This window comes from Citrobacter sp. CK206 (assembly GCF_030333125.1).
In the GTDB taxonomy this organism is placed as follows: Bacteria; Pseudomonadota; Gammaproteobacteria; order Enterobacterales; family Enterobacteriaceae; genus Citrobacter_B; species Citrobacter_B koseri.
Genome location: NZ_JAOWGM010000031.1, coordinates 37,146 through 58,339 on the forward strand (window position 1 = coordinate 37,146; position 21,194 = coordinate 58,339).

Below are 21,194 nucleotides of genomic sequence, written 5' to 3' on the forward strand. Positions count from 1 at the left end.
TGCGCTGCAAGGATATCAGAAAGTCTGGTGAATTTCTGGTGTATCCCGTCATACTTCGCGCTGCGTTGCCGTCGCCCGAATCATACGGGCCAACGATATAATTTCATTGACGCTAATAATGCAAAAAGGTTCTTTTAATGGCCAATAATACCACTGGATTCACCCGAATCATTAAAGCCGCAGGCTATTCCTGGAAAGGTTTTCGCGCCGCATGGGTCAACGAAGCGGCGTTTCGCCAGGAAAGCATCGCCGTGCTGGCAGGTGTGCTGATTGCCTGCTGGCTGGATGTGGATGCCATTACTCGCGTACTGCTGATTGGTTCTGTGATGCTGGTGATGATTGTTGAAATCCTTAACAGCGCCATTGAAGCTGTTGTTGACCGTATTGGCTCTGAATACCATGAACTCTCCGGCCGCGCGAAGGACATGGGGTCTGCGGCGGTGCTACTGTCTATTTTCGTCGCGCTGATGACCTGGGGTCTCCTGCTATGGTCACATTTCCGCTAAGGTTTTTTCGATAAAGATTCCATAACGGTATAAAACTCCTGTTTTCTGCGCAGTTTATGGTTCCAAAATCACCTTTAGCTGTATATACTCACAGCATAACTGTATATACACCCAGGGGGCGGAATGAAAGCGTTAACGGCCAGGCAGCAAGAGGTGTTTGATCTCATTCGGGATCACATCAGCCAGACAGGTATGCCACCAACGCGTGCGGAGATCGCGCAGCGTTTGGGGTTCCGTTCCCCAAACGCCGCTGAAGAACACCTGAAAGCGCTGGCGCGTAAAGGGGTGATTGAAATTGTTTCCGGCGCATCGCGCGGTATTCGCCTGCTTCTGGACGAAGAAGAAGGGTTGCCGCTGGTCGGTCGTGTCGCCGCCGGTGAACCGCTGCTGGCGCAGCAGCATATCGAAGGCCATTATCAGGTCGATCCCTCGCTGTTTAAACCCAATGCTGATTTTCTGCTGCGCGTTAGCGGCATGTCGATGAAAGATATCGGAATTATGGACGGCGATCTGCTGGCGGTGCATAAAACCCAGGATGTCCGTAACGGCCAGGTGGTTGTGGCGCGTATTGACGATGAAGTCACGGTAAAACGCCTGAAAAAACAGGGCAATAAAGTTGAACTTTTGCCAGAAAACAGCGAATTTAAACCGATCGTGGTTGACCTGCGTGAGCAGAGCTTCACCATCGAAGGACTGGCGGTAGGCGTTATCCGTAACGGTGAATGGCTGTAATCAGGCGCTGGCACAACGCCTGATGGCGCTGCGCTTATCAGGCCTACAAATATCCCCGTAGGCCGGATAAGGCATTTACGCCGCCATCCGGCAAATGTACCCATAGAACCGTAGGCCGGATAAGGCATTTACGCCGCCATCTGGCAAATGTGCCCATAGTACCGTAGGCCGGATACGGCGTTTATGCCGCCATCCGGCAAATGTACCCGTAGTACCGTAGGCCGGATAAGGCGTTTACGCCGCCATCCGGCAAATGTACCCGTAGTACCGTAGGCCGGATAAGGCGTTTACGCCGCCATCCGGCGATTAATCGATTGGTTTATTTGACTTTTTCTCAGGCTCATCTGCATGCCTTTCTTCACATCCTCTGACAAAGCACTCTGGCGCCTCGCCTTACCCATGATTTTTTCCAATATCACCGTCCCCTTACTGGGTCTGGTGGATACGGCTGTTATTGGTCATCTTGATAGCCCCGTCTATCTGGGTGGTGTTGCCATTGGCGCAACCGCAACCAGCTTCCTTTTCATGCTGTTGCTCTTCTTACGCATGAGCACTACCGGGTTAACGGCGCAGGCCTTTGGCGCGAAAAATCCGCAAGCGCTGGCGAGAGCGTTGGTGCAACCACTCATCCTGGCGCTGAGCGCGGGGGCGCTGATTGCGCTGCTGCGCACGCCGATTATCGATCTGGCATTGCATATCGTTGGCGGTAGCGAAGCGGTGCTGGAGCAGGCAAGACGATTTCTGGCGATCCGCTGGCTGAGCGCCCCGGCATCTCTGGCTAATCTGGTTTTGCTTGGTTGGCTGCTTGGCGTTCAGTACGCCCGTGCGCCGGTTATCCTGCTAATTGTCGGGAATATCCTGAACATCGTCCTCGACCTGTGGCTGGTTATGGGGTTGCACATGAACGTGCAAGGGGCTGCGCTGGCGACGGTCATCGCCGAATATGCCACGCTGTTAATTGGTCTGCTGATGGTACGCAAAGTCCTTCGTTTGCGCGGTGTCTCTCCCGGTATGTTGAAACAGGCCTGGCGCGGGAACTTCCGTCGTTTGCTGGCGCTTAATCGCGACATCATGCTGCGTTCGCTGCTGCTGCAACTCTGTTTTGGCGCAATCACGGTACTGGGCGCCCGTATGGGAAGCGATATCATTGCGGTGAATGCCGTTCTTATGACGTTGTTGACCTTTACTGCCTATGCGCTGGACGGCTTCGCCTATGCGGTAGAAGCCCATTCGGGTCAGGCTTATGGCGCGCGGGACGGCAGCCAGCTACTGGACGTATGGCGGGCGGCGTGTCGCCAGTCGGGAATTGTGGCGCTGCTGTTTGCGCTGGTTTATGTGCTGGCGGGGGAGTACATCATCGCCCTGCTGACTTCGCTGCCGCAGATTCAGCTTCTGGCCGATCGCTATCTTATCTGGCAGGTGATTCTGCCGCTGGTGGGCGTCTGGTGCTATTTGCTGGACGGTATGTTTATCGGGGCGACGCGGGCGGCTGAAATGCGTAACAGCATGGCTGTCGCCGCAGCCGGGTTTGCGCTCACCCTACTGACGATACCGCTGCTGGGGAACCACGGACTGTGGCTTGCGCTAACCGTTTTTCTGGCGCTTCGTGGGCTTTCTCTGGCATTTATCTGGCGGCGACACTGGCGAAAAGGGACCTGGTTTGCCTGAGTCCGGTGGTTAAAAACTCTGAATTAAAAAACGAAGGCCGAATCACTGACTACAATTAATCCCACGTTCAGCAGAAAACGTAATGCGTTTGAGCGACGTTCTCCCGCTATTCACAACCGAACGATGAGGACTTGATGATGAATAAAGACGAAATCGGCGGCAACTGGAAACAGTTTAAAGGTAAAGTGAAAGAGCAATGGGGCAAACTGACCGATGATGATATGACAGTCATCGAAGGTAAGCGTGATCAACTGGTGGGTAAAGTCCAGGAACGCTATGGTTACGCAAAAGATGAGGCGGAAAAAGAAGTGAAAGAATGGGAAAACCGTAACGACTACCGCTGGTAATCAACTTCTCCTGCCCGTGAGTACAAGGACGTACTCCCCTCTGTTCAACGTACTTGCTTTGGGCGGCGTCTGCGGATTAGCCGCCCGATTTATTTAACGTGGTTTCTTCTTCACCAAAATAGAATGGTCGTGCTGGCATTCGCCGGGGTGGCGACAGGCTTCGACTTCCACACACGCCGGGCATAACCCGTGTGCTTCAATCACGTTATGGCGCAGAGCGAACCCCATTTTTGCCGCCAGCGTATGCATAATGTCTTCCACGCCTTCAGCACACTCCTCTTTTACCACACCACAACGGTCGCAGATAAACATGGCCGAGCTATGGGTCGGCTGATCGAACAGGTGACAGAGCATGTAGCTGTTGGTGGATTCGACCTTGTGAACAAAACCCTGCTCAAGCAGAAAATCGAGCGCACGATACACCGTCGGCGGTTTGGCCTGCGGCTCCGTTTCACGCAGCAGATCCAGCAGGTCATAGGCGCTGATCGCGCCTTCCTGTAGGCTCATCAGACGCAACACTTCGAGGCGCTGGGGTGTCAGCCGCACATTGCGTTGCGCACAGAGTTTTTCAGCTTGCGCTAAAAGCTCTTGCGTGGTGGTATTTTCCATGTGGCACCTCGGATTGCGTGAAAGGTTAATCTTCTACTTTACCATGTTCTGCGTGAAACGCCGAGAAGCAGCTCATAACACAGCTCTGGTTGCTACACATAACCGTTTCATGCAAAAAACAATACCTGCACGGCGGCGCGTCTGTCACTGGTTTCTGTAAGTGGGTAAATTGAACCGGGAGGAATAGTCCATAGCGTCACTGGACTTTCACCCGGTGGTATTATTTTCTATCATTGAACGGTTATCTATTAACGCTAATCGTATTATTAAAATTGCTCAGTAAAATTATCATGAAACTTAAGTGAGGACCTTTTATAAGCGTTCACCTATGAAAATTTTATGATATTCATGTTCAGTATGCTTTAAGGGTATTTATTGTTCTGCTTTTTATTTGTAACATTATTATTCTTAAATCGTGGTGGCAATACGTTATTTTTTGACGATGCACAAAATATCACTGTCCCCAGAGAATTACTCTCATAAAAGTGGTGTAATAAATCAGGGGCACAAATGGGTGATATTATTTATGTAACCATTGAGGGTGAGCATCAAGGGGATATTTCCTCTGGTTGTGGAACCACAACTTCAGTGGGGAATCGTTGGCAGCAGGGACATGAAGATGAAATTTTCGTTTTTAGCCTTACGCAGGGGATATCAAACACTGGAATGGGGGTGAAGCATCAGGGGCTGTCCTTTAGCAAAGTAATTGACAGGGCGTCACCGTTACTGACAAATGCGATCAATAATAATGAAAATCTTAAAATGCGCTTTGATATTTATCGGATCAATAGATTTGGCCGGTGGGAGAAGTATTATGTCATTAAACTGAGAGGGGCAAGATTAAATCGGCTGGTATCTGAATCACGGCAAAATAGTTTGGATTATGAATATATTTCGCTGGATTATGATTATATTCATTGTCAGCATCTTCTCGCTGGTACTGAGTTCGATTACCTTGTTACGCCTGAACGATATAATCAGCTCTTTCCAGTGGCGCAGGTTATATCCCCTCCCCCGGAGCCGGAGAAACGAAAGGTCACGCTGGTGCTGGGGATCTTCTTCGATGGTACGGGCAATAACGCGGTCAATACGCGAAATATGCTGGCGGCTTGTACCGCGCAGCATTTTGACATTGATAACCCTGATGCGGAAAGAATTCTCCAAAAGAGTGCTTCCGAAAAAATGGGGCTGAGTGGTACGGAGGCAACCAGCTACTACGGGTACTATACAAATATACACTGGCTAAATGAATTGTACTTGCAACGATTTCCTGCTGACGGGAAATATATTCAACATGCCGTATATATTGAGGGCATAGGTACGCAGGCTGGTGAAGCGGACAGTATGATCGGCTTAGGGCTTGGCACGTCTGATTACGGTGTAATCGCTAAAACTGACGATGCGGTAGCGCAACTGGCTGAAGCAATAAAAACCGCATTAAACCAATTTGATGGTGGATTTATTGTTACTTCGTTGCTGTTTGATATTTTTGGCTTCAGTCGCGGTGCGGCAGCGGCTCGTCATTTTGCTAATCGCGTACAGTCAGAAGATGGCGCAATTGTGAATGCCATTAATGCTGGCATGGTAAAACAGGTCTACACGGGGAAACCTGCAGGAAAGACCCGCTTCATGGGTATTTTTGATACCGTCACGGCCGTTGGAACTCCCTTTAATGGTCTGAATCCACACAGCGCTGATACGGGCGACGTCAATATTCGTTTGCGGCCCGGCGTGGCGCAAAAAGTTTTCCATATCACCGCTCAGCATGAATGTCGCTATAACTTTGCGCTTAACAGCGTGGCACCTGCCTGGCCGGAGATAACCTTACCCGGAGTACATTCCGACATTGGCGGCGGTTACCTGCCTAAAACGCGTGAGGATCTGTTTCTTACCCGCCCGCAGGTGGGCACTTTACCATCAAATCAGCCTGATGAACGTTCCGGCGCTTACCAGAAGACCATGGCACAACTACCGGTTCTGGAAGCCTCTCCTGCTATCGCACCGATTATTCGTACTAATGAAATCACCCCTGAAGTTTGGTCAGACGACTATGCCGCTACTGACCGTTATGGTCAGATGCAAAAGCGCAGCTTTGCCGCACTGACGCTGCGCCAGCGTATTGTCCGAAATGACTGGTCGAAGGTAATTCTGCGGGTGATGGTCGATGCGGCGAAGGAGGCGGGGGTGATGTTTGAACCCCTTGAGAACAAAAAAGATATTCAGATTCCAGGTGAGCTTCTCACTTTCTATGAACATGCGACAAGGATAGGTAAATCCGCGCGTTTGAGACAGACAGCAATCGGTTTTTCCGGGCAAGACATTGAAATTATCGCCAAAACCTATATCCACTGTTCAGCAAACTGGAATGCCGTCGCCGTAAGTAAAACGGGTAAACCACAAGGCGGGGTTTCTGCTTCTGAAACGATCGGCTTCGTTAACCGGCCTGATGTCGGATGGCTCAGAACAGTTTACAACATGGACGGGAAACAATGATGAACGCACGACGGTTACATATTCTGGCAGTCCTGCTGGCGCTGGCGGGGTGCAGTCACCCGCAGACGTATCCCTTACAGTCGAAGCAGGCCGCCAGCGGCGACTGGTCTTTACCCTACGGTAAATGGAGTTTTTCTTTTATCACCCCCTGGCAGTTACCTGCAGATGTAACACAAGCGCGGATAATTGATACTGACGGGTATCTCTATACTTTTAACACGGTTGACCATACGGACAGAGATCCGGATTCAGTTAACAAATGGAAGACAAATCTCCATAGGGGAGGGGTGACTTTTAACAAAGTTAATAAACCGCCACAGTATATGATCTTCTGTTGGGATTCGCTCATTGACCATCAGACCTACGAAACCCGCGTGATGTTTTCTCCTGCCATATGGCAGAGGATGAAGACCCCAGCAGACCATACTGATCGTTCAGGAGCTCCTTTCTGGTACAACAATATTCTGTTCGGCCTTGCGCCTGGTGGCAAGGTCAGGATCTGGTTCCCTGATGTGGGCGATTATCCTGCCATCCCCGTAACGCCCCGGAAAATCCACACCCTGTCGGGTAATGAACTGACGATCTGTAAGGAGGGGGCAAACAGCGACTTCCTGCGCGAATACCGTTATTCCAGCGATACAGAAGCGTTTATCAAAGGAAAAACCTACCCCTACGGGGAGTGGTAATAACAGGGACGGGAAACAATGATGAGCACACGATGGTTACGTATTCTGGCAGTCCTGCTGGCGCTGGCGGGGTGCAGTCACCCGCAGACGTATCCCTTACAGTCGAAGCAGGCTGCCAGCGGCGACTGGACATTGCCCTACGGGAAAGGGAGTTTTTCTTTTATCACCCCCTGGCAGTTGCCTGCATATGTTACACAAGCGCGGGTAATCGATACTGACGGCTATCTCTATACCTTTTACACGCTGGACTCAACATCCCGTGACCCAGTTTCCATTGATAAATGGGGCGATATTCTGTATGGCGGAAGCGTTAATTTCAATAAAATCAACAAGCCTCCGCAGTTTATTGTGTTCTGCTGGGATTCCTTAATCGATCGCCGGACTTATGAAACCCGCGTGATATTTTCACCAGCAATGTGGCAGCGTATGAAGACACCTGCCGATCATCTGTTTGGCGGGGAGCCTCTGTGGTACAACAATATTCTGTTCGGCCTTGCGCCTGGCGGCAAGGTCAGGATCTGGTTCCCTGATGTGGGCGATTATCCGGCCATCCCCGTAACGCCCCGGAAAATCCACACCCTGTCGGGTAATGAACTGACGATCTGTAAGGAGGGGGCAAACAGCGACTTCCTGCGCGAATACCGTTATTCCAGCGATACAGAAGCGTTTATCAAAGGAAAAACCTACCCCTACGGGGAGTGGTAATAACAGGGACGGGAAACAATGATGAACACACGAACAGTTATGATTCAGGCATTATTTCTCATGGCATCTTTTTAACCTCAATGTGCCATCTGCGTGCGGGTGTTTCTCTATGCTATAGTAGGCCATATCTCATTCCATTCTCCTCTGTAGGCTCCCATTTTTAGGGGGCTGTCAGAGGTACCGAGAATGCAAAAATACGTTAAAAAGTTTAAAAATGCATCAAAATAAAGAGTCACAAAACACGTTGCAAACCAACGTGATGCCAGAGAAATTAGCCCTGTACCCTGCTCATCGTTTTTCTATCGCGCCGATGCTCGACTGGACGGACAGACATTGCCGCTACTTCCTGCGTCTGCTGTCTCGCCAGACGTTGCTCTATACCGAGATGGTAACAACCGGGGCGATCATTCATGGTAAAGGCGACTATCTGGCATACAGCGAGGAAGAGCATCCGGTGGCGTTGCAGCTTGGCGGCAGCGATCCGTCGGCGCTGGCGCAATGCGCGAAACTAGCGCAGGCGCGAGGATATGACGAAATTAACCTCAACGTAGGCTGCCCGTCTGACCGTGTACAAAACGGCATGTTTGGCGCCTGTCTGATGGGAAATGCGCAACTGGTGGCGGATTGCGTGAAGGCGATGCGGGACGTAGTGTCGATCCCGGTAACGGTCAAAACCCGTATCGGTATTGACGATCAGGATAGCTACGAATTTCTCTGTGACTTCATCAATACGGTCGCCGGTAAAGGCGAATGCGAGATGTTTATTATCCACGCGCGCAAGGCCTGGCTCTCCGGGCTCAGTCCGAAGGAAAACCGCGAGATCCCGCCGCTGGATTACCCGCGCGTTTACCAGTTAAAGCGTGACTTCCCGCATCTGACCATGTCCATCAACGGCGGTATTACGTCGCTGGAAGAGGCGAAAGCGCATCTGGAGCATATGGATGGTGTGATGATCGGGCGCGAAGCCTATCAAAACCCGGGCATTCTGGCCTCCGTTGACCGTGAGATCTTTGGCGCGACCACGGCGGATGCCGATCCTGTGGCTGTCGTTCGCGCCATGTATCCGTACATTGAGCGTGAACTGAGCCAGGGGACATACCTCGGGCATATTACCCGTCATATGCTGGGGCTGTTTCAGGGGATTCCTGGCGCGCGCCAGTGGCGCCGTTATCTGAGCGAAAATGCCCATAAAGCAGGCGCCGACATTGACGTGCTGGAACATGCGCTGAAACGGGTGGCGGATAAGCGTTAAGTTCTCACTAAAAGTTAGTCAATTTCACCACGCCCTGCGCACAGTCGCGGGGCGTTTTGTTTGCAAATCAATAGATTAATTTTGGCATGTTTCTTGTAATGGTCTGAATATGTCGGCCCGCAAAGCGCTACGCCACCGGGCATTCCATATTCAGGGGGAATCATGCTGGAACTACTTTTTGTGATGGGCTTTTTTATCATGCTGATGGCCACCGGCGTGTCATTGTTGGGAATTCTGGCCGCGCTGATGGTGGCGACCGCCGTGATGTTCCTGGGCGGCATGTTTGCGTTGGTGATCAAACTGCTGCCGTGGTTGCTGTTGGCTGTTGCCGTGGTGTGGGCCATCAAAGCGGTAAAAACGCCAAAAATCCCACAGTATCAGCGCAATAACCGTCGGTTTTACTAAGGTATTGTGCAGAGGATCACAACCTGTAACTTTCTTCTTAGAAGCAAATAGGAATTGATTATCAAATCTGTCACTATTGCGCGGCTAATGAATTCATCGAGCTGTACCCTACATACAGCCGAACTAAAAAAGAAAGGGCTTCCCATGTGGAAGCCCTAATTCTTTTCCCCGTCATACTACGGAATGAGCAGGCTCGATCCCTGCGTTGCCCGGCTTTCCAGCACCTCATGCGCGCGCTGCGCATCTTTCAACGCGTATTTCTGATTCTCCGCAACCTCGACTTTTATCACGCCGCTGGCAATCAGTGAAAACAGCTCGTTGCTGGCTTCGGTCAATTCATCGCGACTGGTGATGTAACCCTGGAGAGAAGGGCGAGTGACGTACAGCGAGCCTTTTTGGTTCAGGATGCCTAAGTTAACGCCGGTCACAGGGCCGGAAGCGTTACCAAAACTCACCATCAGCCCCCGGCGTTGCAGGCAATCCAGCGACGCTTCCCAGGTATCTTTCCCGACTGAATCGTAAACCACCCGTACTTTTTTGCCGCCGGTAATCTCTTTCACCCGTTCAGCGATATTTTCTTCACGATAATTAATCACTTTCCATGCGCCAGCCTGTAAGGCAATTTGCGCTTTCTGCGCGCTGCCTACCGTGCCGATAAGTTTCGCGCCCAGCGCTTTAGCCCACTGGCAGGCGATAAGGCCCACGCCCCCGGCGGCGGCATGGAACAAAAACGGTTCGTCGGGTTTAACCTCATAGGTTTTGCGCAGCAGATAAAAGACCGTTAATCCTTTCAGAAAAGAGGCGGCAGCCTGCTCGAAAGAGATCGCTTTAGGGAGAATGGCGGCCTTATCGGCGGGAACATTGTGTACCGAACTGTAAGCCCCGAGCGCAGACTGGGCATAAACGACGCGGTCGCCCGCTTTAATATGTTTAACGTTGCTGCCGACTTTACTCACCACGCCCGCCGCTTCGGTGCCCAACCCGCTGGGCAGGGATGGCGGTGGATAGAGCCCACTGCGAATATAGGTATCAATGTAGTTGATGCCAATCGCTTTATTTTCGACCTGGATTTCGTTTTCCGCCGGGTCTACAGGGGTAAAGTCCACTGCTTTCAGGACGTCAGGGCCACCGTGCTTGTGAAATTCAATTCGTGTTGCCATGCTTCCTCCAGAACGTATCGTAAGGGTCCACTTATATGGTAAAGTTTCGACCCATTCTTTATCTCGGTAACTCCATTCACTATGGCAGGAAATAAACCCTTCAACAAACAACAGACTGATGCGCGTGACCGTGATTTGCAGGTTGACGGGCTGAAAGTACCGCCGCACTCGATTGAAGCGGAACAGTCGGTGTTGGGCGGTTTAATGCTGGATAACGAACGCTGGGACGATGTTGCCGAACGCGTAGTGGCGGATGACTTTTATACCCGGCCGCACCGGCATATTTTTACCGAAATGCACCGTTTGCAGGAGATGGGGAAACCCATTGACCTGATCACGCTGGCGGAGTCACTGGAAATTCAGGGGCAACTGGACAGCGTTGGCGGTTTTGCTTACCTGGCGGAGTTATCCAAAAATACGCCAAGTGCGGCGAACATCAGCGCTTATGCGGATATTGTCCGCGAACGTGCCGTTGTTCGCGATATGATTTCCGTCGCCCATGAAATTGCCGATGCGGGTTACGATCCGCAGGGGCGCAACAGTGACGAGCTGCTGGATCTCGCGGAATCTCGCGTTTTCCAGATTGCGGAAAACCGCGCCAATAAAGACGAAGGCCCGAAAAGCATCGATCAAATCCTCGATGCGACCGTGGCGCGCATTGAAACCCTTTTCCAGCAGCCGCATGACGGTGTGACAGGGGTCGATACCGGTTATCAGGACTTAAACAAAAAAACCGCCGGTTTGCAGCGCTCGGATCTGATCATCGTTGCGGCGCGTCCGTCGATGGGTAAAACGACATTTGCGATGAACCTCTGCGAAAACGCCGCGATGTTGCAGGAGAAACCGGTACTGATCTTCAGTCTGGAGATGCCCGGCGAACAGATTATGATGCGTATGCTGGCGTCGCTGTCGCGCGTGGACCAGACGCGCATTCGTACGGGTCAGCTGGATGACGAAGACTGGGCGCGTATTTCCGGTACGATGGGCATCCTGCTGGAGAAGCGCAATATGTATATTGACGATTCATCCGGCCTGACGCCGACGGAAGTTCGCTCGCGCGCCCGTCGTATCTACCGTGAACATGGCGGGTTAAGCCTGATCATGATCGACTACCTGCAACTGATGCGCGTGCCGTCGCTCTCCGATAACCGTACGCTGGAAATCGCGGAAATCTCTCGCTCGCTGAAAGCGCTGGCAAAAGAGCTACAGGTGCCGGTGGTGGCGCTGTCGCAGCTTAACCGCTCTCTGGAACAACGCGCCGATAAACGTCCGGTCAACTCGGATCTGCGTGAATCCGGCTCCATCGAGCAGGATGCCGACTTAATCATGTTTATCTATCGTGACGAGGTTTATCACGAAAACAGCGACTTAAAAGGCATCGCAGAAATTATTATTGGTAAACAACGTAACGGCCCAATCGGTACGGTACGTCTGACGTTTAACGGGCAATGGTCGCGTTTTGATAACTATGCGGGACCGCAATACGACGACGAGTAAATCTCCTTCATCATTCACGCCGCAGATGCGTTGACTGCGCCCGCTTACCCCTTCGGGGACAGCGCGTTTTGTCCTGCAACGCGAATGATTTTGGCGATTCTTTTTATAAGGAATTCAAATGCAAGCGGCAACTGTAGTCATTAACCGCCGCGCTCTGCGACACAATCTGCAACGTCTGCGTGAACTGGCGCCTGCCAGCAAGCTGGTTGCGGTCGTGAAAGCGAACGCTTACGGACACGGTCTTCTGGAGACCGCGCGAACGCTCCCTGATGCCGACGCTTTTGGCGTCGCCCGCCTTGAAGAAGCCCTGCGCCTGCGGGCGGGTGGGATCACGCAGCCCATTCTGTTGCTGGAAGGTTTTTTTGAAGCCACCGATCTGCCAGTCATCTCTGCACAGCATCTGCATACCGCCGTGCATAACGAGGAACAGCTTGCCGCGCTGGAAGCCGCCGGGCTGGATGAGCCGGTAACGGTGTGGATGAAACTGGATACGGGAATGCATCGTCTGGGCGTGCGTCCTGAAAAAGCCGAAGCGTTTTATCAACGGCTTACGCAGTGTAAAAATGTGCGCCAGCCGGTAAATATCGTCAGCCATTTCGCCCGCGCCGATGAGCCGGAATGCGGTGCGACCGAGCAGCAACTCGATATTTTTAATACCTTCTGCGAAGGTAAACCGGGGCAACGCTCCATCGCCGCTTCCGGCGGCATCCTGTTGTGGCCGCAGTCTCATTTTGACTGGGCGCGACCGGGCATCATCCTCTACGGCGTCTCGCCGCTGGAAAATCAGTCCACTGGCGAAGATTTTGGCTGCCAGCCGGTCATGTCGCTAATCTCCAGCCTCATTGCCGTTCGCGAGCATAAAGCGGGCGAACCGGTAGGTTACGGCGGCACATGGATCAGCGAGCGCGATACGTGTCTGGGCGTGGTTGCTATGGGCTATGGCGATGGTTATCCGCGTGCGGCGCCGTCCGGTACGCCGGTGCTGGTTAACGGTCGGGAAGTGACGATTGTCGGTCGCGTGGCGATGGACATGATCTGCGTCGATTTAGGCCCTCAGGCGCAGGACAAAGCAGGCGATCCGGTCATTTTGTGGGGTGAAGGTCTGCCCGTTGAGCGCATTGCGGAAATAACAAAAGTGAGTGCTTACGAACTTATCACGCGCCTGACATCAAGGGTTGCGATGAAGTACATTGATTAAATGCGTGCCGGGTGGCGCATTGATCCCAGGCCGGATAAGGCGGATACCCCGCCATCCGGCGATATTCACATCAACATCCTCTCGATCTTCTCTCGCTTCCGGTTTATTGTGTTTTAACCCCCTGCCTGTAAACCTGGAGAACCACAGCGTGTTTCAAAAAGTTGACGCCTACGCTGGCGACCCGATTCTTTCGCTTATGGAGCGTTTCAAAGAGGATTCGCGTAGCGACAAAGTGAATCTCAGCATCGGTCTGTATTACAACGAAGAGGGCATCATTCCTCAGCTTAAAGCCGTTGCCGAAGCGGAAGCCCGGATTAATGCGCAGCCGCACGGCGCGTCGCTGTACCTGCCAATGGAAGGTCTCAATACCTATCGCCATACCATTGCGCCGTTGCTGTTTGGCGCCGATCATCCGGTTCTTCAGCAGCAACGCGTGGCGACAATTCAGACGCTGGGCGGTTCCGGCGCGCTGAAGGTAGGGGCGGATTTCCTGAAACGTTATTTTCCTGAATCCGCCGTGTGGGTCAGTGACCCGACCTGGGAAAACCACATCGCAATTTTTGAAGGCGCTGGTTTCGAAGTAAGTACTTACCCCTGGTATGACAACGCCACTAACGGCGTACGTTTCAACGACTTGCTGGCGACCCTCAACACTTTGCCTGCCCGCAGCATTGTGCTGCTGCATCCGTGCTGCCATAACCCGACCGGTGCTGATTTAACCCATTCGCAGTGGGATGCGGTTATTGAGATCCTGAAAGCGCGCGAGTTGATTCCGTTCCTCGACATTGCCTATCAGGGATTTGGCGCCGGTATGGAAGATGATGCCTACGCGATTCGCGCCATTGCCAGCGCCGGATTGCCCGCGCTGGTCAGTAACTCTTTCTCGAAGATCTTCTCGCTGTATGGCGAACGTGTGGGCGGGCTTTCGGTGGTCTGTGAAGACGCTGAGGCCGCAGGCCGCGTGTTGGGTCAGCTCAAAGCCACCGTGCGCCGTAACTACTCCAGCCCGCCGAATTTTGGCGCGCAGGTGGTTGCCGCCGTACTGAACGATGAGGCGCTAAAAGCCAGCTGGCTGGCGGAAGTGGAAGCAATGCGTACGCGTATCCTGGCGATGCGTCAGGAACTGGTGAATGTCCTGAATGCCGAGATACCGGGCCGTAACTTTGATTATCTGCTGCAACAGCGCGGCATGTTCAGCTATACCGGCCTGAGCGCTGCACAGGTGGACCGTCTGCGTGATGAGTTCGGCGTCTACCTGATCGCCAGCGGACGCATGTGCGTGGCGGGTCTGAATTCCGGCAATGTCCAGCGCGTGGCGAAGGCGTTTGCTGCGGTGATGTAAGTGATTGTGTTGCCGGATGGCGGCGTTGCCTTATCCGGCCTACAAAGCAGCCCGTAGGCCCGGGGGCGACCTGCCGGATGGCGGCGTTGCCTTATCCGGCCTACAAAGCAACTCGTAGGCCCGGTAAGCGGTAGCGCCACCGGGCGAGCAGCGCTGCCCCTCCATTCATATGTGATCATCCTCTTTTTCTGTAACAAAACCGCAGAAAATTCTTCCTTTCACCTGCCGCTGGGGTTATGGTCAGAGAGTTTTTTGACCAGTCAATATAATTAAAAATCATAACTAACTGACTATTTAGGGAAAAATATGCGCAAGATAACCTTGGCCTTGAGCGCCTTTTGTTTACTTTTCACGTTAAATAATTCAGCAATCGCCCTGGCGTCCTCGCCGTCGCCGCTAAATCCTGGCACCAACGTTGCGAAACTCGCCGAGCAATCTCCCATCCACTGGGTCTCTGTCGCGCAGATCGAAAATAGCCTGGCGGGTCGTCCTCCCATTGCTGTCGGGTTTGATATTGATGACACCGTGCTGTTTTCCAGCCCTGGCTTCTGGCGCGGCAAAAAAGTCTATTCGCCAGAAAGCGAGGATTATCTGAAAAATCCGGCATTCTGGGAGAAGATGAACAACGGCTGGGATGAGTTCAGCATTCCGAAAGAGGTGGCGCGTCTGCTTATTGATATGCACGTCCGGCGTGGCGACAGCATCTTTTTTGTCACGGGGCGGAGCCAGACGAAAACCGAAACCGTCTCGAAAACGCTGGCTGATGATTTCCACATTCCCGCAGCCAATATGAATCCTGTGATTTTTGCAGGCGACAAGCCGGGCCAGAACACCAAAACGCAGTGGCTACAGGAGAAAAATATCCGCATCTTCTACGGCGACTCCGACAATGACATTACGGCAGCCCGTGACGCGGGCATTCGTGGCATCCGCATCCTGCGCGCCTCCAACTCTACCTATAAACCGTTGCCGCAGGCCGGCGCGTTTGGGGAAGAGGTGATTGTGAACTCGGAATATTAAAACCGGCGGAACCTTTTGCCCCAGGACTGATAAAACGCATTAGCGTCGCCATCAGGCAATAAGCGGCACGGGTGCCGGATGGCGGTGCAGGCACCTTATCCGGCCTACAGTGACATCATCCGGCAAGATTCTCAATCGCTGTTTTTTTGAACAAAATTGAGCTGCTGGCTTTTACCTTTGGCGGACTTGCTGCAAACTGAGTAAGAGACGTTCTCAGTGGGGCAATATGCTTAAAAGGGGAATAAGAAGATGACCAATTCGGAGTTACTGCAATATTGCATGGCAAAAACAGGCGCGGAACAGAGCGTTCACAGTGACTGGAAAGCCACACAAATCAAGGTTGAAGATGTGCTTTTTGCCATGGTGAAAGAGGTGGAAAATCGCCCGGCGGTATCTTTGAAAACCAGCCCTGAACTGGCGGAGTTGCTGCGCCAGCAACACAGCGATGTGCGACCAAGCCGACATCTTAATAAAGCGCACTGGAGCACCGTCTACCTGGATGGTTCGCTACCGGATTCGCAAATCTATTATCTGGTGGATGCCTCTTATCAACTGGCGGTAAGTACCCTGCCGGAGGACAAGCGTAAGCTGTTGGTGCAGCCGTGAGCCGTTTTGCCGGATGCGGCGCAAGCGCCTTATCGAGCCTACAAACTATTACGCATATTCTGTAGGCCCGATAAGCGCAGCGCCATCGGGCATTATTACAGCATTGGCTTGAGGAAACGGGCAGTATGTGACGCTTCACACTCTGCGACCGTTTCCGGCGTCCCGGAAACAAGAATTTCGCCGCCGCCGCTGCCGCCTTCCGGGCCGAGATCGACAATCCAGTCCGCCGTCTTAATGACGTCCAGGTTGTGCTCAATCACCACAATGGTGTTGCCCTGATCGCGCAACTGGTGCAGCACGTCCAGCAGTTGCTGAATATCGGCAAAATGCAGACCGGTGGTCGGTTCATCCAGAATGTACAGCGTCTGCCCGGTGCCGCGTTTCGACAATTCACGCGCCAGCTTCACGCGCTGTGCTTCACCGCCGGAGAGCGTGGTGGCGGACTGACCGAGACGGATGTAGGTCAGACCCACGTCCATCAACGTTTGCAGCTTACGCGCCAGCGCCGGAACGGCGTCAAAAAATTCGCGCGCTTCTTCGATGGTCATATCCAGCACTTCGTGGATAGTCTTGCCCTTGTACTTAATCTCCAGCGTTTCGCGGTTATAGCGCTTGCCTTTGCACTGGTCGCACGGTACGTAAATATCCGGCAGGAAGTGCATTTCAACCTTGATGACGCCGTCGCCCTGACAGGCTTCGCAACGCCCGCCGCGCACGTTAAAGCTGAAACGTCCCGGCGTATAGCCGCGTGAGCGTGATTCCGGCACGCCAGCGAACAGCTCACGTACGGGCGTAAACACGCCGGTATACGTTGCCGGGTTAGAGCGCGGCGTACGGCCAATCGGACTCTGGTCGATGTCGATGACTTTGTCGAAATGCTCCAGCCCCTGAATATCACGATACGGCGCAGGTTCCGCAATGGTCGCCCCGTTTAACTGGCGCTGGGCAATCGGGAACAGTGTGTCGTTGATAAGCGTAGACTTACCCGACCCGGATACGCCGGTGATACAGGTAAACAGGCCAACCGGCAGCGTCAGGGTGACGTCTTTCAGGTTGTTGCCGCGCGCGCCGGTCAGCTTCAGCACTTTCTCCGGGTTCGCGGGAACGCGCTGTTTCGGCACTTCAATCTTGCGTTTGCCGCTCATGTACTGGCCGGTGAGGGATTCCGGCACCGCCATAATCGCCTCCAGCGGCCCTTCGGCCACGACCTGACCGCCGTGTACGCCAGCGCCGGGGCCGATATCGATCACATGGTCGGCGGCGCGGATGGCGTCTTCGTCATGCTCCACCACAATCACGGTATTGCCGAGATTACGCAGGTGAATCAGCGTTCCCAGCAAACGTTCGTTATCGCGCTGATGGAGACCGATAGACGGCTCATCCAGCACATACATCACGCCTACCAGCCCCGCGCCAATCTGGCTGGCCAGACGGATACGCTGGGCTTCGCCGCCGGACAAGGTCTCTGCCGAACGGGACAGCGTCAGGTAGTTGAGGCCGACGTTTACCAGGAACTTGAGGCGGTCGCCAATCTCTTTGAGGATCTTCTCAGCAATCTTTGCACGCTGGCCTGCGAGCTTGAGATTATTGAAGAAGTCCATCGCATGGCCGATGCTCATGTCGGAGATCGCAGGCAGCGGAGTATTCTCGACGAAGACATGACGAGCTTCACGGCGCAGACGCGTGCCTTCACAACTGGCGCACGGACGGTTGCTGATGAATTTAGCTAACTCTTCACGTACCGCGCTGGACTCCGTCTCTTTGTAACGGCGCTCCATGTTGTGCAGCACGCCTTCGAACGGATGGCGACGCACGGAGGTGTCGCCACGATCGTTGATGTATTTGAACTCGATGCTCTCTTTGCCGGAACCGTACAGAACGACTTTATGCACGTTCTGACTCAGACTTCCCCACGGCGCTTCCACGTCGAACTTATAGTGTTCCGCCAGCGATTTCAGCATCTGGAAGTAATAGAAGTTACGGCGATCCCAGCCGCGAATCGCGCCGCCAGCCAGAGAAAGCTCCGGGTTCTGGATCACGCGATCGGGATCGAAATATTGCTGTACGCCGAGGCCGTCACAGGTCGGGCAGGCTCCCGCCGGGTTGTTGAACGAGAACAGACGCGGTTCCAGCTCGCGCATACTGTAGCCGCAAATTGGGCAGGCGAAGTTGGCGGAAAAGAGCAGTTCTTCCGCTTTCGTATCGTCCATATCCGCGACGATCGCGGTGCCGCCGGAGAGTTCCAGTGCGGTTTCAAAAGATTCCGCCAGGCGCTGGGACAGATCGCTACGGACTTTGAAACGATCGATCACGACCTCAATGGTGTGTTTCTTTTGCAGCTCCAGCTTCGGCGGATCGGAGAGATCGCAGACCTCGCCATCAATACGGGCGCGGATGTAGCCCTGGCTGGCCAGGTTTTCCAGCGTTTTGGCGTGCTCGCCTTTGCGCTCTTTAATAATGGGCGCCAGCAGCATCAGGCGTTTGCCTTCCGGCTGAGACAGCACGTTATCCACCATCTGGCTGACGGTTTGCGCCGCCAGCGGGACGTCATGATCCGGGCAGCGCGGTTCACCCACGCGGGCGAACAGCAGACGCAGATAGTCATGTATTTCGGTAATTGTACCTACCGTAGAGCGCGGGTTATGGGATGTCGATTTCTGCTCAATTGAGATAGCGGGCGACAGCCCCTCAATATGGTCGACATCTGGTTTTTCCATCAAAGACAGAAACTGACGCGCATACGCGGAAAGGGATTCAACGTAACGACGCTGCCCTTCGGCATACAAGGTGTCAAAAGCGAGCGAGGATTTGCCAGAACCCGAAAGCCCGGTGACGACAATCAGTTTGTCGCGCGGGATGACGAGGTTGATGTTTTTGAGATTATGGGTGCGGGCGCCCCGAACTTCGATCTTATCCATTCACCTTTCCCGGATTAAAACGCTTTTTCCCGGCCGCATGGCGCTACCGGCGATCACAAACGGTTAATTATGACACAACTCAACCTGAATGGATATACAGTATTGGAATGCAAAACACAGGCTACTGTGTAACAATGTCCGCCCAAGGTTGTTTACTGGAATCAGCCTCGCATCGTAGTAAAAACGCTATTGGTAATGCTACAATCGCGCGTTTACACTTATTCAGAAACGTTTTTCAGGAGACTCGATCATGGCCAGCAGAGGCGTAAACAAGGTGATTCTCGTCGGTAATCTGGGCCAGGACCCGGAAGTACGCTACATGCCAAATGGTGGCGCAGTTGCCAACATTACGCTGGCTACTTCCGAATCCTGGCGTGATAAGCAGACCGGTGAGATGAAAGAGCAGACGGAATGGCACCGCGTTGTGCTGTTCGGCAAACTGGCGGAAGTGGCCAGCGAATATCTGCGTAAAGGTTCTCAGGTTTACATTGAAGGTCAGTTGCGTACCCGTAAATGGACCGATCAGTCCGGTCAGGACAAATACACCACTGAAGTGGTGGTCAACGTGGGCGGCACCATGCAGATGCTGGGTGGCCGTCAGGGCGGTGGCGCTCCGGCTGGCGGCAATATGGGCGGCGGTCAGCAGCAGGGCGGTTGGGGTCAGCCTCAGCAACCGCAGGGCGGCAACCAGTTCAGCGGCGGCGCGCAGTCCCGTCCGCAGCAACAATCCGCTCCGGCACCGTCTAACGAACCGCCAATGGATTTCGACGACGACATCCCGTTCTGATGAATTTAAAAAGCTCCCTTCACGGGAGCTTTTTTTTTGGCTGAAATAGCGTGCAATTAAATAGCAGGCTTGTCAGTTTTGTCACCGGACGTAAATATATCTACAGACTTTATGGGTTATTTCCTTTCTTGCTTATGATCAAAAAAGACAGGGTATTATTGATTATTATTCCCCCGTTATTTTGGTCAAATGAATGCTGAATCTTGCCAGGTCTTTTCAGGGATATGTGATTAGCCTGTCAGCTAACTTAAGGAAATCATCATGAATAAAGTTATTTTAATGCCCGTTGATATTCTGGCGATGGATCTCTCTGACAAAGCCATTGCCTATGCTGATCATATGGTGGACAAAGAAAACGGCGTGATCCATCTGCTGCATGTGTTCCCTAAACTGGGTACCTCCCCAATGCGTGGTTTTGCCTCGGATATCAGAAAATACGAGGAATACATGACGAATGATGCGCAAGAGAAAATGCTTAACCTTGCGAGAAAATTCAAAACGCCGTTGGAGAATATTCGTTTTGAAGTCCGTCATGGCAATATTCGTGATGAAGTAAATAACGCGGTAGAAGCGCATAACGCCGAGATGATTATCATCGGTTCGCGCAAGCCGGGTATTGCAACGCATTTGCTCGGTTCGGCTGCGGCGAATATTTTGCGGTACGCGAAAATTCCGGTGATGGTCATTCGTTAATCTGCCATGCCCGACGGCGCTTTGCTTACTGGGCCTACAAGATTCACTCCCGTAGGCTGGATAAGGCACTTACGCCGCCATCCGTCGCCATGCCCGGTGGCGCTTCGCTTACCGGGCCTACAAAATTCACTCCCGTAGGCCGGATAAGGCGCTTGCGCCGCCATCCGGCGCCATACCCGGTGGTGCTTCGCTTACCGGGCCTACAAAATTCACTCCCGTAGGCTGGATAAGGCGCTTGCGCCGCCATCCGGCGTCATGCCCGGTGGCGCTTCGCTTACCGGGCCTACAAAATTCACTCCCGTAGGCTGGATAAGGCGCTTGCGCCGCCATCCGGCGTCATGCCCGGTGGTGCTTCGCTTACCGGGCCGACAAAACCTCTCTCCCGTAGGCCGGATAAGGCGCTTGCGCCGCCATCCGGCGCTATGCCCGGTGGCGCTTTGCTTACCGGGCCGACAAAATCCCTCTCCCGTAGGCCGGGTAAGGCGCTTGTGCCGCCATCCGTCGCCATGCCCGGTGGCGCTTCGCTTACCGGGCCTACAAAATTCACTCCCGTAGGCCGGATAAGGCGCT

Annotated in this window: 20 protein-coding genes; 16 read left to right on the top strand and 4 right to left on the bottom strand. The window is 53.3% G+C overall.

Going from position 1 to position 21,194, the window contains the following annotated elements; all coding sequences use genetic code 11:
- Positions 1 to 137 precede the first annotated feature (137 nt).
- The 4 genes from OGX81_RS21230 (at position 138) to OGX81_RS21245 (ending at position 3,253) form a co-directional block, all read left to right on the top strand.
- Complete coding sequence (locus OGX81_RS21230; protein WP_012134643.1) at positions 138 to 506, top strand: diacylglycerol kinase; 369 nt, start codon at positions 138 to 140, stop codon at positions 504 to 506.
- A gap of 123 nt (positions 507 to 629) precedes the next feature.
- Positions 630 to 1,238, top strand: coding sequence for a transcriptional repressor LexA (gene lexA, locus OGX81_RS21235; RefSeq protein ID WP_012134642.1), 609 nt, complete (start codon positions 630 to 632; stop codon positions 1,236 to 1,238).
- A gap of 348 nt (positions 1,239 to 1,586) precedes the next feature.
- On the top strand, positions 1,587 to 2,906 hold the full coding sequence (gene dinF, locus OGX81_RS21240) for an MATE family efflux transporter DinF (protein WP_104867906.1): 1,320 nt from the start codon (positions 1,587 to 1,589) through the stop codon (positions 2,904 to 2,906).
- A gap of 137 nt (positions 2,907 to 3,043) precedes the next feature.
- Positions 3,044 to 3,253: a CsbD family protein gene (locus OGX81_RS21245; protein ID WP_024130835.1), complete on the top strand. Its 210-nt coding sequence runs from the start codon at positions 3,044 to 3,046 to the stop codon at positions 3,251 to 3,253.
- Between the two features lie 93 nt (positions 3,254 to 3,346).
- On the opposite strand, the gene zur is transcribed toward OGX81_RS21245, so the two are convergent.
- Positions 3,347 to 3,862 carry a zinc uptake transcriptional repressor Zur gene (gene zur / locus OGX81_RS21250; protein ID WP_104867905.1) on the bottom strand — a complete coding sequence of 172 codons (516 nt, stop codon included), beginning with the start codon at positions 3,860 to 3,862 and terminating at the stop codon, positions 3,347 to 3,349.
- Between the two features lie 510 nt (positions 3,863 to 4,372).
- Between zur and OGX81_RS21255 the strand changes: the two genes are divergently transcribed.
- From OGX81_RS21255 to pspG, 5 genes are all read left to right on the top strand, one after another.
- A complete protein-coding gene (locus OGX81_RS21255; RefSeq protein ID WP_104867904.1) occupies positions 4,373 to 6,355 on the top strand; it encodes an Hcp family type VI secretion system effector in 1,983 nt (660 codons plus the stop codon).
- Positions 6,352 to 7,041: a DUF2931 family protein gene (locus OGX81_RS21260; protein ID WP_104867903.1), complete on the top strand. Its 690-nt coding sequence runs from the start codon at positions 6,352 to 6,354 to the stop codon at positions 7,039 to 7,041. The genes OGX81_RS21255 and OGX81_RS21260 overlap by 4 nt, the downstream gene beginning before the upstream one ends.
- Positions 7,042 to 7,059: 18 nt before the next feature.
- Positions 7,060 to 7,746, top strand: coding sequence for a DUF2931 family protein (locus OGX81_RS21265; protein WP_104867902.1), 687 nt, complete (start codon positions 7,060 to 7,062; stop codon positions 7,744 to 7,746).
- A 214-nt stretch (positions 7,747 to 7,960) separates the two neighbouring features.
- Positions 7,961 to 8,998, top strand: coding sequence for a tRNA dihydrouridine(20/20a) synthase DusA (dusA, locus tag OGX81_RS21270; protein WP_110123652.1), 1,038 nt, complete (start codon positions 7,961 to 7,963; stop codon positions 8,996 to 8,998).
- A 162-nt stretch (positions 8,999 to 9,160) separates the two neighbouring features.
- Entirely contained in the window at positions 9,161 to 9,403 is a 243-nt protein-coding gene (pspG, locus tag OGX81_RS21275) for an envelope stress response protein PspG (protein WP_104867900.1), read from the top strand.
- A 176-nt stretch (positions 9,404 to 9,579) separates the two neighbouring features.
- Here the strand turns inward: pspG and OGX81_RS21280 are convergent, their stop codons facing one another.
- Positions 9,580 to 10,563: a quinone oxidoreductase gene (locus OGX81_RS21280; protein WP_012134630.1), complete on the bottom strand. Its 984-nt coding sequence runs from the start codon at positions 10,561 to 10,563 to the stop codon at positions 9,580 to 9,582.
- A gap of 81 nt (positions 10,564 to 10,644) precedes the next feature.
- Between OGX81_RS21280 and dnaB the strand changes: the two genes are divergently transcribed.
- The 5 genes from dnaB to OGX81_RS21305 all read left to right on the top strand — a co-directional run bounded on the left by dnaB (position 10,645) and on the right by OGX81_RS21305 (position 16,226).
- On the top strand, positions 10,645 to 12,060 hold the full coding sequence (gene dnaB / locus OGX81_RS21285; RefSeq protein WP_012134629.1) for a replicative DNA helicase: 1,416 nt from the start codon (positions 10,645 to 10,647) through the stop codon (positions 12,058 to 12,060).
- A gap of 118 nt (positions 12,061 to 12,178) precedes the next feature.
- Positions 12,179 to 13,258 (top strand): alanine racemase, encoded by a 1,080-nt coding sequence (gene alr / locus OGX81_RS21290; protein WP_049011986.1) that lies wholly within the window; start codon positions 12,179 to 12,181, stop codon positions 13,256 to 13,258.
- Between the two features lie 148 nt (positions 13,259 to 13,406).
- The gene (tyrB, locus tag OGX81_RS21295; protein WP_071257673.1) at positions 13,407 to 14,600 is read left to right on the top strand and encodes an aromatic amino acid transaminase; all 1,194 of its coding nucleotides are present in this window, start codon (positions 13,407 to 13,409) and stop codon (positions 14,598 to 14,600) included.
- Between the two features lie 306 nt (positions 14,601 to 14,906).
- Positions 14,907 to 15,620 carry an acid phosphatase AphA gene (aphA, locus tag OGX81_RS21300; protein WP_012134616.1) on the top strand — a complete coding sequence of 238 codons (714 nt, stop codon included), beginning with the start codon at positions 14,907 to 14,909 and terminating at the stop codon, positions 15,618 to 15,620.
- 249 nt (positions 15,621 to 15,869) lie between these two features.
- A complete protein-coding gene (locus OGX81_RS21305) occupies positions 15,870 to 16,226 on the top strand; it encodes an MmcQ/YjbR family DNA-binding protein (protein WP_012134615.1) in 357 nt (118 codons plus the stop codon).
- Positions 16,227 to 16,321: 95 nt separating this feature from the next.
- On the opposite strand, the gene uvrA is transcribed toward OGX81_RS21305, so the two are convergent.
- Positions 16,322 to 19,144: an excinuclease ABC subunit UvrA gene (uvrA, locus tag OGX81_RS21310; protein ID WP_012134614.1), complete on the bottom strand. Its 2,823-nt coding sequence runs from the start codon at positions 19,142 to 19,144 to the stop codon at positions 16,322 to 16,324.
- A gap of 250 nt (positions 19,145 to 19,394) precedes the next feature.
- Here uvrA and ssb1 point away from each other — a divergent pair, with 250 nt between their 5' ends.
- Together ssb1 and OGX81_RS21320 are read left to right on the top strand one after the other, a co-directional pair.
- Entirely contained in the window at positions 19,395 to 19,931 is a 537-nt protein-coding gene (ssb1, locus tag OGX81_RS21315) for a single-stranded DNA-binding protein SSB1 (protein ID WP_047459655.1), read from the top strand.
- 261 nt (positions 19,932 to 20,192) lie between these two features.
- Complete coding sequence (locus OGX81_RS21320; protein ID WP_012134612.1) at positions 20,193 to 20,624, top strand: universal stress protein; 432 nt, start codon at positions 20,193 to 20,195, stop codon at positions 20,622 to 20,624.
- Positions 20,625 to 20,916: 292 nt separating this feature from the next.
- Here the strand turns inward: OGX81_RS21320 and OGX81_RS21325 are convergent.
- Positions 20,917 to 21,194: hypothetical protein (locus OGX81_RS21325; protein WP_286487639.1), on the bottom strand; the 278-nt coding region annotated here is incomplete at its 5' end.

Coding starts and splice junctions, on each gene's coding strand:
- uvrA (WP_012134614.1), bottom strand. CDS start 19,144: ATGGATAAGATCGAAGTTCGGGGCGCCCGCACCCATAATCTCAAAAAC.
- aphA (WP_012134616.1), top strand. CDS start 14,907: ATGCGCAAGATAACCTTGGCCTTGAGCGCCTTTTGTTTACTTTTCACG.
- OGX81_RS21265 (WP_104867902.1), top strand. CDS start 7,060: ATGATGAGCACACGATGGTTACGTATTCTGGCAGTCCTGCTGGCGCTG.
- lexA (WP_012134642.1), top strand. CDS start 630: ATGAAAGCGTTAACGGCCAGGCAGCAAGAGGTGTTTGATCTCATTCGG.
- pspG (WP_104867900.1), top strand. CDS start 9,161: ATGCTGGAACTACTTTTTGTGATGGGCTTTTTTATCATGCTGATGGCC.
- dnaB (WP_012134629.1), top strand. CDS start 10,645: ATGGCAGGAAATAAACCCTTCAACAAACAACAGACTGATGCGCGTGAC.
- dinF (WP_104867906.1), top strand. CDS start 1,587: ATGCCTTTCTTCACATCCTCTGACAAAGCACTCTGGCGCCTCGCCTTA.
- OGX81_RS21255 (WP_104867904.1), top strand. CDS start 4,373: ATGGGTGATATTATTTATGTAACCATTGAGGGTGAGCATCAAGGGGAT.
- ssb1 (WP_047459655.1), top strand. CDS start 19,395: ATGGCCAGCAGAGGCGTAAACAAGGTGATTCTCGTCGGTAATCTGGGC.
- OGX81_RS21230 (WP_012134643.1), top strand. CDS start 138: ATGGCCAATAATACCACTGGATTCACCCGAATCATTAAAGCCGCAGGC.
- OGX81_RS21260 (WP_104867903.1), top strand. CDS start 6,352: ATGATGAACGCACGACGGTTACATATTCTGGCAGTCCTGCTGGCGCTG.
- OGX81_RS21245 (WP_024130835.1), top strand. CDS start 3,044: ATGAATAAAGACGAAATCGGCGGCAACTGGAAACAGTTTAAAGGTAAA.
- zur (WP_104867905.1), bottom strand. CDS start 3,862: ATGGAAAATACCACCACGCAAGAGCTTTTAGCGCAAGCTGAAAAACTC.
- OGX81_RS21305 (WP_012134615.1), top strand. CDS start 15,870: ATGACCAATTCGGAGTTACTGCAATATTGCATGGCAAAAACAGGCGCG.
- alr (WP_049011986.1), top strand. CDS start 12,179: ATGCAAGCGGCAACTGTAGTCATTAACCGCCGCGCTCTGCGACACAAT.
- OGX81_RS21280 (WP_012134630.1), bottom strand. CDS start 10,563: ATGGCAACACGAATTGAATTTCACAAGCACGGTGGCCCTGACGTCCTG.
- OGX81_RS21320 (WP_012134612.1), top strand. CDS start 20,193: ATGAATAAAGTTATTTTAATGCCCGTTGATATTCTGGCGATGGATCTC.
- dusA (WP_110123652.1), top strand. CDS start 7,961: ATGCATCAAAATAAAGAGTCACAAAACACGTTGCAAACCAACGTGATG.